The sequence below is a fragment of the Parabacteroides sp. ZJ-118 genome (assembly GCF_011038785.1).
Lineage (GTDB): Bacteria > Bacteroidota > Bacteroidia > Bacteroidales > Tannerellaceae > Parabacteroides.
In genome coordinates this window covers 16,619-29,975 of the sequence record NZ_JAAKDT010000017.1, presented here as the reverse complement: position 1 = coordinate 29,975, position 13,357 = coordinate 16,619, and the positions used below count along the sequence as shown (strand labels likewise).

The 13,357-nt window shown below is 49.6% G+C and carries 8 protein-coding genes; 3 read left to right on the top strand and 5 right to left on the bottom strand.

Translation table 11 applies throughout. From position 1 onward, the window contains the following. Positions 1 to 4 precede the first annotated feature (4 nt). Entirely contained in the window at positions 5 to 2,176 is a 2,172-nt protein-coding gene (locus G7Y39_RS06340; protein ID WP_165156173.1) for a DUF5686 family protein, read from the top strand. On the opposite strand, the gene G7Y39_RS06335 is transcribed toward G7Y39_RS06340, so the two are convergent. From G7Y39_RS06335 to G7Y39_RS06315, 5 genes are all read right to left on the bottom strand, one after another. Further along, entirely contained in the window at positions 2,170 to 3,042 is an 873-nt protein-coding gene (locus G7Y39_RS06335) for an N-acetylmuramoyl-L-alanine amidase-like domain-containing protein (RefSeq protein WP_165156171.1), read from the bottom strand. The two genes, G7Y39_RS06340 and G7Y39_RS06335, sit on opposite strands and share 7 nt — an antisense overlap. A gap of 3 nt (positions 3,043 to 3,045) precedes the next feature. Next, the gene (gene uvrB / locus G7Y39_RS06330) at positions 3,046 to 5,067 is read right to left on the bottom strand and encodes an excinuclease ABC subunit UvrB (RefSeq protein ID WP_165156169.1); all 2,022 of its coding nucleotides are present in this window, start codon (positions 5,065 to 5,067) and stop codon (positions 3,046 to 3,048) included. Positions 5,068 to 5,070: 3 nt separating this feature from the next. Next, entirely contained in the window at positions 5,071 to 5,265 is a 195-nt protein-coding gene (locus tag G7Y39_RS06325) for a PspC domain-containing protein (protein ID WP_165156167.1), read from the bottom strand. 51 nt (positions 5,266 to 5,316) lie between these two features. After that, complete coding sequence (locus G7Y39_RS06320) at positions 5,317 to 7,959, bottom strand: DUF5916 domain-containing protein (RefSeq protein ID WP_165156165.1); 2,643 nt, start codon at positions 7,957 to 7,959, stop codon at positions 5,317 to 5,319. 129 nt (positions 7,960 to 8,088) lie between these two features. Then, positions 8,089 to 8,820 (bottom strand): copper homeostasis protein CutC, encoded by a 732-nt coding sequence (locus G7Y39_RS06315; protein ID WP_165156163.1) that lies wholly within the window; start codon positions 8,818 to 8,820, stop codon positions 8,089 to 8,091. Positions 8,821 to 9,668: 848 nt separating this feature from the next. On the opposite strand from G7Y39_RS06315, the gene G7Y39_RS06310 reads away from it, so the two are divergent. Then, the gene (locus G7Y39_RS06310; protein ID WP_165156161.1) at positions 9,669 to 10,634 is read left to right on the top strand and encodes a DMT family transporter; all 966 of its coding nucleotides are present in this window, start codon (positions 9,669 to 9,671) and stop codon (positions 10,632 to 10,634) included. A gap of 280 nt (positions 10,635 to 10,914) precedes the next feature. Next, positions 10,915 to 13,356, top strand: coding sequence for a bifunctional aspartate kinase/homoserine dehydrogenase I (gene thrA / locus G7Y39_RS06305; protein ID WP_165156159.1), 2,442 nt, complete (start codon positions 10,915 to 10,917; stop codon positions 13,354 to 13,356). Position 13,357 lies beyond the last annotated feature (1 nt).

Genomic DNA, 13,357 nt, shown 5'->3' with positions numbered 1-13,357 from the left:
ATCGTTGAAAAAGTTATACTCGATACTTACCTTGATTTTAATCGCTATGAGTATTTCCGCGAAGGAGACGGATGCTTATGGTGATAAGATTCTCTCTTTTGGCAAGGAAAATCGAGAAACGAGAGAACGGGCGGACTCGATCATGCGCCTTGTCATCGGAAAGGCGACCCAATACAAAAACACGGTATCGAACTATGAGGCCGAGATTTATATCAAAGGACGTACGGAAATTTTAGAACAAAACATATTGATACGTCTCGCCCACCACATCTTCCCCATCGACCGGAAAAACAAGGATCTGCTTTTTGAAATGGTTAGCCAATCCAAATTTAACGCCCCACAGAATTACCTCCATGATCTAAAGGCGATCAACGGAAACAGCATACCCAACGGAAAGAAACAACAGGAGGCTTTGGCTTTCTTGAATTTGAACGTATATTCCCCTACCGCTTACGATGATGCCATATTCATGCCGATAGCCGGCAACGCTTTTAAGTTTTATACGTTCAACCTGGAAGGGCTGGAGACGATCAACGGCTTGACGATTTACAAAATCCGTTTTCTGCCGAAGCAATGGAGCCAGAAATTGGTATGCGGGGATTTATATGTCATCGACCAGTCATGGACGATCGATAAGATTGATATGAACGGCCGTTACTCTTTCGCCGAATTCAACCTGGTCATGAGCTACGGACGGGATTTCAGGCGATTCATCCTACCCGAGAAGGCAGATCTATTCCTCCGATACAGGATATTGGGGAATGCGGTGGTCACCACCTACCATTCTTCCTTCAAGTATCAGGAGGTGGAATGGGTGGAAGAGGATAACGAAAGCCATAAATGGAAGTCCTTGGACCTGACCAATTATTACAAACTCTCGTCCGATACGGTTCCTATTATCAGGGATTCCGCATATTGGAATACCCATCGCGACAGTCCCTTGCGTCCGGAGGAAGCCCACTTATACAAGAAAGCCCGAGAGCAAACTATCAGTAAGATCGATACGGCCGATGATCTCCAGAAGTATGTTAAACTGACGGAGCAGTTGACGAATACGGTCAATATGAATTATAAAACGACCCGTATTAAATATTCCGGCCTTCTAAATCCATTCCAGCTGGGTTATTCCGCCCGTAACGGCGTCACCTACAAACAACAAATCCGCATCAGTAAGACATTCGCCCGTGACAAACAGATTCGTTTCCATCCGGAGATCGGTTACGTATTCAAGCGCAAGCAGATCTTTTTCAAGATCGGAGGCGATTGGGAATACTCGCCGCAAAAACGGGGAATCTTATCGGTAGAGGTCGGAAACAGCAACGAGAGCTATTCTTCCGAGATCATCCAAAAGATCCACGAGGAGCTAAAGGATTCCACCTTCGATTTCGAGGATTTGGAACTTGAGTATTTCAAGCATTACTACGCGGAAATAAAAAACTCCATCGAGCTATTCAATGGGTTTCAAGTAACAACGGGTATCTCTTACCACCGGCGCATCCCCTCTAATAAGCAACTGGAGATCGATTACGCCAACGACTTTACGCCCACGCTCGGTTTCTCCTATACCCCCCGCCAATATTATCGCATGGACGGATACCGGAAAGAGTATGTCTATTCGTATTATCCCACGATATCTATCGAAATAGCGAGAGGTATCCCCGGAGTCGGGAAAAGCTCGGGAGATTACGGACGTATAGAGGCAGACGTGCATCAAAGCCTTATGCTGGGCCTGTGCAGACGGTTGAACTATCATATCAGCGCCGGCCTTTATATACAGCAGAAGTCTACCTATTTCGCAGACTTCAGGTATTTCACCCGCAGGAATTTCCCCGATACGTGGGAGGATCAGATCGGCGGAGTTTTCAATCTGCTGAAAAGTGAGTGGTTCAATGCCTCCGACAAGTATGTGCAAGCGCATTTCATGTATGAGAGTCCTTTTATCTTATTCAAGATTCTCCGGATCAATTCCACGAAAAAATTCATGCGGACGGCCTCACGCTATATCCTCTCCGAACGCTTTTATCTGAGCCAGCTATGGACACCGGTCTTGCCCAGCTATACGGAAGTCGGATACGGGATCGGGAATCATATCTTTAATATCGGGATATTCGCCGGATTCGATCGCTGGCATTACCAAAGCATGGGATTCAAGTTTGCCTTCGAGTTATTTCAATGAATGGATAGCGGGCGGGCTACCCATATCCCTTTACAGCTCTTTATCCCCTCGGCGTAATCTCGCAAGGAGGATGCGTGGACGATTACCTTTTTAGCGGAAGAAGAGGCATGGATAAATGTCAGCTGCCCCCCCTTCCAATAGGCGATCCCGACATGCGTCACGTCCAGTCCCTTGATGGAAGTGACAAAACAGAGGATATCGCCGTTTTTGATTCCGGACGAACAGGAGTCGATTTCTTGTTTAGGCACATAATAATGAGGACGTTGGTTTATTTCTTTTTCCTTATCGACCATCCTTCGAACCCTTTCCGGATGGTTTTTCAATTGCTTATAGCTATCCGGATGCGTGGATATAAACGATAAATCCAACGACAGGGAGACACCACCGATCTCCTGCCCCATATCTTTCACGATTCCTTTTCGCTCATTCTCATAGAACCAGTCGGCCATATAATGCAGACGATCCGTGTAATCATGGATCGTGCCGTCTCTGTACCGGATCTGCCGTAGATTCTCACAGAAGTTCTCAAAGGTAGGTTTCTCTCCTCGCAGGGTACGGGATAAAGCCAACACGGTCTCCGCGAATGTGGTGCAATCCAATTCCCGCAGATTGATCACCAAGCCCTCCGGCTCCTTTTCCAGGGTAGAGGCGACATAAGGAGTCTCCCGGAAGAAAAGGGCGGTACGGATCATTAGCTCGCCCAAGGGTAACGATTTCTCAGACTCCATCCGAATACAATACCGATCGAAAATAGCACGATCCTCATCCGTACAATACAATATACGGGACGCATGCTCTTGGGCGTTCGCCAAAAACCCCAGGCATACACACATACACAAACCGAACCATACCACTATCCTTCTCATACGTTAATCCTTTTTCGTTTTCAGTAGATCCTCCAATTTCATCAGCTCGTCACGGAATTGGGCGGCCTCGATGAAATCCAGTTTCTTCGCCGCTTCCGTCATCTGTTTGCGAGTCCGCTCGATCGCCTTCTCAAGCTGCGTACGGTTCATGTATTGCACGACCGGGTCCGCTACCAAGCTGGGTTCAGGCTCTATATAAGCGTAAGGCTCCGCCGTTTGTTGCTTCTCGGCAAGCAAAGAGACACTGTTTTTCAGGACTTGCCTCGGAGTAATGCCATGCGCCTCGTTATAAGCCATCTGTTTCTCCCGCCGGCGATTGGTTTCATCCATTGTCTGTCGCATACTCTCCGTGATCTTGTCGGCATAGAAGATAACCCTTCCGTTCACGTTTCGGGCGGCACGTCCGGCTGTCTGTGTCAAGGATCGGTGGGAACGCAAAAAGCCTTCTTTATCCGCATCCAAGATAGCGACCAATGAGACTTCCGGTAAATCCAGCCCCTCACGCAGCAGGTTGACACCGATCAGCACGTCAAACAGGCCATTCCGCAAGTCGTCCATGATCTGTACCCGCTCCAAGGTATCTACATCGCTATGTATGTAGTTGCATCGTATCCCCATGCGGGTCATATACGCAGTCAGCTCCTCCGCCATACGCTTGGTCAAGGTAGTCACCAAGACCCGCTCGTTTTTCGCCGAGCGTTGCGCGATCTCTTCCATCAAATCATCGATTTGGTTTAATGAGGGGCGGACATCGATAATCGGGTCCAGCAGGCCTGTCGGACGTATCACCTGCTCCACCACCACTCCCTCGCTCTTTATCAGCTCGTAGTCGGCGGGAGTAGCGCTCACATAAATGCCTAGAGGTGTCAACGACTCGAACTCCTCGAAGGTAAGCGGACGGTTATCCATCGCCGAGGGCAAACGGAAACCGTATTCCACCAAGTTTTTCTTCCGGGCATAATCCCCGCCATACATCGCACGAATCTGCGGGATCGTCACATGGCTCTCGTCCACGACTAACATGAAGTCCTTCGGGAAATAGTCCAACAGGCAGAAGGGGCGCTCCCCTGCCGCACGTCCGTCAAAATAGCGGGAATAGTTCTCGATACCCGAGCAATGCCCTAGCTCCCGGATCATTTCCAGATCAAAGGTGACACGTTCATACAGGCGTTTCGCCTCGAAGGGCTTGCCGATCTCCTTGAGGAAATTCACCTGCGTACCCAGATCCACATCGATCTGGCCAATCGCCATATTGATACGCTCTTGGGTGGTCACGAATAAATTGGTAGGATAAATATTCAGCTCATCTTGCTCATCATACTCCTCGCCCGTCAACGGATTGAAGGAGGAGATACGGTCTATCTCATCGTCCCAGAACTCGATACGATACGCCATACCGTCGAAAGTCTCGATCGCCGGGAAGATATCTACCGTATCACCATTCACGCGGAAACAGCCACTTTTGAAATCCAGCTTATTGTTCACGTACAGGGCGTCTACAAACCGGCGCAACAACTTGTCCCGGTCGATACGCATACCCCGTTCCAGCCGCGTCACTTTCTCGGCGAATGCCGTTGGATCCGCCATGCCATACAGGCAGGATACGGATGAGACCACGATCACGTCCCTACGCCCCGACAACAAGGAAGCCGTAGCCCTCAGACGCAACTTATCGATCTCCTCGTTGATCGCCAAGTCTTTCTCTATATAGGTATCGGTAGAAGGCAGATAGGCCTCCGGTTGGTAATAATCATAATAAGAGACAAAGTATTCTACCGCGTTATGGGGGAAGAACGCTTTAAACTCACCGTACAACTGGGCGGCAAGCGTCTTATTATGACTGAGTATCAAGGTGGGTCTCTGAACTTCCTTTATGACGTTAGCGATCGTAAACGTCTTACCGGAACCGGTAACGCCCAAAAGAGTCTGGAAAGGGACACCACGCTTGATTCCTCCCGACAACGCCGCAATCGCCTCGGGCTGGTCGCCCGTGGGACTGAACGAAGACGATATCTCAAAATTCATTCTCTACCCGATCTGTCGTTTGGGCATTACCAACCACAAGATAACGTATAACAGTCCACCAAATCCGGCAAAGAAAACCATCAATACCCACACGATCCGTACGATTGTCGGATCCCAGCCTAAGTACTCCGCAAGACCGGCGCAAACACCACCGATCATCCCGTTATTCGAACGGGTCATTTTTTTCTTCTCTTCCATAATTCTTTCGTATTTTTATCAATATGCAAAACTAATGAATCTCACTCATATTTACAAGTTGAACCAATAATTCATTTTGATCATAAACGTATTTGTCGCGGGAAGCCCCCACATACGATCCCAATTACTTCCCCAGCCGGACGAGTACCGGTTATCCCGGTCAGACATCCGGTGCTCCCATACGAAATAAAGCGTGGATCCGGGGAGGTATTCCCAGCGGGCTACCAAGTTGGAACGGAACTCGTTAAAACTAAAATCCGGGTTCTTGAAAGGCATCTGCCCGGCTCCCTCCCCGATGGTATAGACTCCATCCGCATAGCTCAGACGGTCCGGATCAATGCGTTGAAAGCGGTTCTCAAAGGTATGCGACTCCGTATCCGCCGCCAATTTAAAATCATCGTATTTAGCGATGGAGGTGAATGGGGCGCCATAGAATTGAATAGATATATCGGGAGTCACGTTCACCTGCAATTTCAGCGTGAGGCCATAGGTCTTCTGATCCATATGCCCCATGACATAACAAGGGGTCAAGCCGCTCGAGCCAAGCGGCCTCGTCGTAGCCACATATTGCATCTCATCCGTATTCCACGCGTAATCCAGCTGCCCGGACAAATAGACATGGTTTCCCAAACGGAAGGTCAGGCTTGGCGAGATCGTATTGAAGCGGTTCCCCTCGAAATTATGATCCCCCTCGTATTGGAGCATGAACATCATCCGCTTCGCCTTATCGGTATTAAACTTAGCGGAAGTTAAGAAATAAGAGCCGAAACGGACATCCGGCCCCCCTCGCAACAAGCGGCTATCCAGCCAATTCCAGCCGAACGTTTCCTTGATATCCCATTCATACCGGTTCGTCGCCATACTTTGCCAACGCAAGGAAGCGTTGTTGCTAAAAGGAGTACCGCCGTAATTCCACATATTCTTTTGCGACAAGGTAAGGGTGTTGTACCGGAACATTTTCCAGGTATCGGTCTGCCGATACTTGACCTCCGTCTCATTCATCAGATAATCCGTTTCCTTCATATATCCCATATCATTCAAGTCGAACCCGGGTGACGACCAGGTGAAGGTCTCCGAGAAGTTCCATTTGGCATTCCCTGTCCGTCCCACTTTCACATAGCCGCCCGTTCCGGTCAGGGAGCGACGGGTAGGATCCACCCCCAGATAATCGGCGGAAGAAGCCCTTTGATAATAATGCGCCACGCTATTCTGCAAAACCGTGATCGCCCTTGCGCTGCCATGCAAGGAGCTCAACATCCCCTTTACATCTATATAATAGAGGCGATTCTTGAAATACCGGGTAAAATCAATACCCGCCGTGAAAGCGTTACGCACCCTAAGATCTTCCAGATAAGGCTGATCCAGGGCACGGTTTACCGAAGTCACCATACCGCCCAGCAGGGTATTCCCCTCCCAGTTCTTTTGCACACGGGCCACGGTATAGTTTGTCAGAGGCTCCACGACTTCCACATCCTCCACCCCGTTACGGGTAACCTTGGAGGAGGAACGTGCCGTTACACTCTCGATCACTCCGATCGTCAAGCCCCGTTTATTCGTGCCCGTCAGTTTCAAAGCGCCGATAATCGGCACATTTTCTTTCGTCTCGGCATAACTGCTTACGTTGTCTATACCCCGCGGCGTATAAGAGGGAGAGGCGCCGATCCTACGGGTATAAAACATCCTATCGCTACCGTTCGCGAAATCCAAGATATGTTTTCCTTCCAAGAAGAAGGGGCGTTTCTCATCGTAAAACGTCTCGTAAGCCGTAAGGTTCATCACGGAGGGGTCCAACTCCACTTGTCCGTAATCCGGATTGATCGTCATATCCAACGTATAATCCGAGAGGGCGAACTTAGCGTCCAAGCCCACGTTCCCTCTCCAGCTATGCCCTTTTTGATAAGGGCTGCCAGCTATCCGGGGTTCCTGCCTATATTTTCCCATTACATACGGCAAGAACTCGGTGCCGCGGGGCTTGGGGAGAGAGTCCATGCCGCTCATGTCGCCGAACGAAAAGACATGTCCGTTATTCTTCAAGGGGATCATGCTCCAATTCTGCACCTCGTTATTCCTACGGATGATACGGCGCACATGCAAGCCCCAAACGCCATCCTCCGATTGCCGGTTATAACGCAACTGGCTGAACGGGATACGCAACTCGGCGGTCCAGCTGGAATCCGCCCGGTCGATATGCGTCCGCCCCTCCCAAACAGCGTTCCAGCTCTTATTGACATCCAACTTGTCGGTAACGATCAAATCGGTCTTGTTTCCTCCCAGATTGATATTGAATTCCGGCGCCGCCCGATAATCGTGGTAGGTATCGAAAGCGACACTGACCAAATCGCCCAGACTGTTATCATCCCGGTTCCCGATAAAACGGTTCATCTTATCCGGTACGGCCTCCTTGCAATACACGCCTATGTAGATGTATTTATCATCATAGAAAAGTTTCACCCGGGTGGGAGATGGGGTGATCGCCCGCTCATAAGGGACAATCTGCACGAAACGATCCGACCACTCACCCTGCCTCGTCCAAAAGTCCTCATCCAGCTTACCATCGATCGCCGGTTTCACGCCTGATACCTTCCGGATGGTATAGGTACGCTTATACGCTTTCTCAAAAGGGACGATCGAATCTTGCTGGGCTTCGCACAACAATGAGTACCCTAAAAATACGAGTAGAGTCAGATATTTCATAATGGCCTAAACTATAAGAACGCGACAGGCTCCAAAGGTACGCACTTTTTTTCAGAAAAGAGCACATCTCCCCACGATTTATCGCGACAAAGCCTCACGCCGGTATAGGCAATGAGGCGATGCCGGCACTTAAATATAGGCCTTTACCTTCTCCCGATCCGTCTGCGCCGTCTCGAATTCGGAGGAGACGATACTGCTTCCCATCGGGACATTCTCATTACGATATTCCATTTTGCTATATACGATACTCCGGGCGGACGTATGAAACTCTTTCGCTCCTGTCTCCGCCTCTATTTTCCCGATATTATTCTCACGTACGCCACATCCCGGCATGATGATGATCCGTCCGTCCGCACGTTTCACCAGCTCGGCGATCAAGGGGATTCCTTTCACGGCATCCGATTGCTGGCCCGAGGTCAAGACGCGATCGCATCCTAACTCGATCAGCTGCTCCAACGCGGTGAACGGATCCCGGCAGACATCGAAAGCACGGTGGCAAGTTACGGACAGCGGTTTCGCCGCCTCGATCAACCGCCGCATCAAGGGGACATCGATATCTCCCTCTTTCGTAAGACAGCCGAAAACGACGCCATGCACTTTTAGCTCCTTGCACAGTTCTATATCCAATACCATGGATCGCACCTCGGCTTCCGTATACAGGAAATCACCGCCTCTGGGACGGATAATCACATTTATATCGATCCGGGAAGTCAAAGCCTTCGCCGTCTTGATCTCTCCATAACTGGGTGTAGTCCCCCCCTCGGGTATCCCGGCGCAAAGCTCTACGCGGGTGGCGCCTCCCGCCTCCGCCTCCACACAACTTTGAGCGGAGTTCGCGCATATCTCAACAATTCGTTTCATATTTATTCAGTTTGTTAAATTCTCGTTCGTGCTTCTTGCTATACCAGCAGGTATATTGGTTTCAATCACAAAGATATTCCAAAGTTGGAGAAATCACCTATATTCCTCTTTTTTCTTTATCAACATCATTTCGTTACGTACGCGATCTGACATCTTGACATTTTGACATTTTGTAAACGGAAGTCCCGGAGAATCGATGATTCCGGGGCAAGGGACAAGGCGCCTTCGATTCTACGTTAAAATATATTTAATCAATTCATCTTTAGGCAGATACCGAAAAACACCTTTTCGTTTTAGCGAAAATCTTTCATCCAAATGCGTATCCATTGACTTCTTTGGGCGATTTCATGGGCTTACGACTGGGTTCTAACGGGGTTACGATGCCTATTCACGGCGGTTTACAACCCTATTCATAGCGGTTTACAATGCCCAACGGTAGCATTGGAAGTTGCCCAACGCGACTAAATGTGTAGGTTTTCGTCCCCTTTCGCGCTTGAAAACGGGAATATTCTCACCCAAAAGAGCCTTTTGTGGCTCCTCCTGGCTTCTGGTTTGGCCGATCTCAGGAACATCGCTGTCATGATTTACCTATAAAAAGAATCAGAAAGAAAGGAAGCGGTCGATTTAGGTATCTTATCGATAATCGGATTTATCGGTTGTAAGGAGCGGCAAGAAAGAGGTTCCGGAGGTGGCGCGGGTCATTGGGCTCCAACTGAAAGAGCCGTGATCAACACCTCTGTAACACTTTGCCTACGGATCATTTCTTATTTACAAAAAAAAGTAAGACCTTTGCTCATCAAAACAGAAGCCTGTATACATTAATATTATACCAATCTAGGATCGTACGTATGATGAATCAAGAAAAGCTAAAAGGACATCTCCTTATCTTAGCGACCAACATCCTGTTCGCCATTAATATGCCCATATCCAAATATTTACTACCCGAGCATGTGCAACCCGAGGCGTTGACCTGCATGCGGATGAGCTTCTCTTGCGTGATGTTCTGGATCACCTCGATGTTCGTTCCGTATGAGAAGGTGCCGCTGAAGGACTTGGGGCTTCTATGCCTTTGCGCCCTTTGCGGAGTAGGCTTGAACCAAGGGCTGTTTATTTGGGGATTGAACATCACGTCGCCCGTAGACGCTTCCATCATAGCGACCGCCGTTCCCATCTTTGTCATGATCTTGGCGGCCCTGATCCTGAAGGAACCGATCACACGGATGAAGACGTTCGGGGTACTCCTGGGTATATGCGGAGCGATCTCCCTGATACTACAATCCGCGCAAGGTCCCGGTCAAGCGAGCAGCCCGGGAGGGAACCTGCTGATTACGGTTAGCGGATTCATGTACTCGATTTATTTGGTAGTATCCAAGCCACTGACACTCAAATACTCATCCGTCACGATGATGAAATGGATGTTCCTGTTCTCCACGCTGATTACCCTGCCTTTCGCCATCGAATCCATCTGGAATACCCCGGCTTTCCACAAGGAGATCTTCGACGGCCAAGAGCTGGGAGCCATCTTTTTCGTGCTATTCGGGGCCACGTTCGTACCCTATTTGTTAATACCGCTGGCCTTGAAACGAATCCGCCCGACTACCGTCAGCATGTACAACTATATCCAACCGATCGTAGCGTCCTTTATCGCCGTATGCATCGGTCAGGATAGTTTTAGCGTAATGAAACTCGTATCGGCCGCGCTTGTCTTCTCCGGCGTCTATTTAGTGACCCAAAGCAAGAGCCGGGCGGACCTTGAACGACAGAACAGTCAATCTTTTGACAAAAACGCTTGCAATGTGAAAAATAATGCGTAATATTGCCCCCACAATATATATATGTAGCGTACAGAATCGATGATGAGTGTAGAGTCCTCCTATTATACATGGGCATTGATGACCCCTTGGGGGGTTGGAATCTATCAATAAGCCTTCGCGTAGCCCGCGTCACGCTATGCCGCGATCTCGTGTCGCGTCCTTTTTTTATTTCTCCTTTTACATACATACGTTTAATCATTCGGTTGTTGGACGGTTGCAAATCCTGAAAAAGCCTTTTCTTGATTGTCAATCCTCGATGAACCATTAAAAATACATATCGATGAAAGTATTAAAATTCGGCGGGACATCCGTAGGTTCCGTGAATAGTATCTTAAGTGTAAAGAAAATAGTAGAGGCTATCGAAGAGCCCGTAATCGTGGTTGTCTCCGCCTTAGGGGGCATCACCGACAAATTACTGGTCACTTCTACCATGGCTTCCCAAGGCGACCTTGCCTACGAGAAACAATTATCGGAGATCATCGCCCGCCATCTGGACGTGATCGAGGGGGTGATCGAAAACAAGGAGGTACGCATGGATGTCCAGAAGAAAGTGATGGCTTTACTGGATGAATTGAGCAATATTTTCAAAGGTGTTTATTTGATTAACGATTTATCCGCCAAGACATCCGATACGATCGTAAGTTATGGCGAGCGCCTATCTTCCTTGATCGTCTCGAACGTGATCAAGGACGCGAAGTTGTTCGACTCACGCAAATACATCAAGACCGTCAAGCAATTCAACAAGCATATCGTGGATTTCGACTTGACCAACAAGCTCATAAAAGAGACCTTCTCGCCGCTTCCCAAGGTTTCCTTGGTACCCGGGTTCATCTCTTCCAGCACGGAAACCGGAGAGGTCACGAACCTCGGACGAGGGGGCTCGGATTATACCGCCTCCATCTTGGCAACCGCCTTGGACGCCTCAGTCTTGGAGATCTGGACGGACGTGGATGGTTTCATGACCGCCGATCCCCGTGTGATCAGCTCCGCCTACGTAATCGACCGGCTTACTTTCACGGAGGCGATGGAGTTGTGTAACTTCGGGGCGAAAGTAATCTATCCGCCGACGATCTATCCGGTTTATCATAAGAACATCCCGATCCGTATCCTGAATACCTTCAACCCGACCGCTCCCGGGACCTATATCTCGAAAGAGCGGGTGAAAGAGGAAGGCAAAGCCATCATCAAAGGGATCTCCTCCATCAACGACACCTGCCTGATCACGGTGCAAGGACTGGGCATGGTAGGCGTGATCGGCGTAAACTACCGGATCTTCAAGACGCTCGCAAAGAATGGCATCAGCGTATTTATGGTATCGCAGGCCAGCTCCGAGAACAACACGACTTTCGCCGTACGTAACGCCGACGCTGATCTGGCCGTACAAGTATTGAACGACGAGTTCGCCTTGGAGCGCGCGCAGGGTGATATGAACGACACCGTAGCGGAGAAGGATCTGGCCACCGTCGCTATCGTAGGCGAGAACATGAAACGTACCCCGGGTATCGCCGGTAAGCTGTTCGGTACGCTGGGACGTGCGGGTATCAGCGTGATCGCTTGCGCCCAAGGCGCTTCCGAGACGAATATCTCTTTCGTTATCAAGCATAAATACCTTCGCAAGGCATTGAACTCCATTCATGACTCTTTTTTCCTATCCGAATATAAGGTATTGAACCTTTTCATCGCCGGTGTAGGAACCGTGGGCGGCAACTTATTGGAGCAGATACGCATCCAGCGACCGAAACTGATGCGGCAAAACGGTTTGAAGCTGAATGTCGTAGGCATATCGAACTCCAAGAAAGCCCTTTTATGCCGGGAAGGGATCAACCTCGACCATTATCTGGAGGAGCTGAAGGAGAACGGGGAAGAGAGTGACCCGGAGCATCTGTGCGAGGAGATTGTAAAGATGAATATCTTCAACTCCGTATTCGTGGATTGCACGGCAAGCCCGGACGTGGCAGCTCTTTACGAGACATTGATGAACAATAACGTATCCGTCGTAGCGGCTAACAAAGAAGCGGCTTCCTCCTCCTACGATAATTATACCAAGCTCAAAGAGACCGCCCGCCACCGCGACATCAAGTTCTTGTTCGAGACGAACGTAGGCGCCGGCCTCCCGATCATCAATACGATGAACGATCTGATCAATAGCGGCGACCATATATTGAGACTGGAAGCCGTACTTTCCGGTACGCTGAATTATATCTTTAACACGATCAGCGCCGATATCCCTTTCAGCGAGGCGATCCACATGGCAAAGGAGGCCGGATATGCCGAGCCGGACCCACGTATCGACCTTAGCGGCAAAGACGTAATCCGCAAGCTGGTTATCTTGGCCCGAGAGGCCGGTTATTCCGTAGAGCAAGCCGACGTAAAACAAAACCTGTTCATCCCGGAAAAGTACTTCGGGGGTTCCCTCGCGGACTTCTGGAAGCATATCAAGGACACAGACGCCGGCTTCGAGGAGAAACGCCAGCTGCTGGAAGCGGAAGGCAAGCGTTTCCGTTTCGTGGCGAAGATGGAGAACGGCGCTTGCGAGGTAGGCTTACAAGCCGTGGACAGCCACCATCCGTTCTATGAGTTGGAGGGTAGCAACAATATCATCATGATCTCCACCGAAAGGTATCATGAATACCCAATGATCATCAAGGGATATGGCGCCGGAGCCGACGTGACAGCCGCGGGCGTATTCGCCGACATCATATCCATCGCAAACATTCGATAGG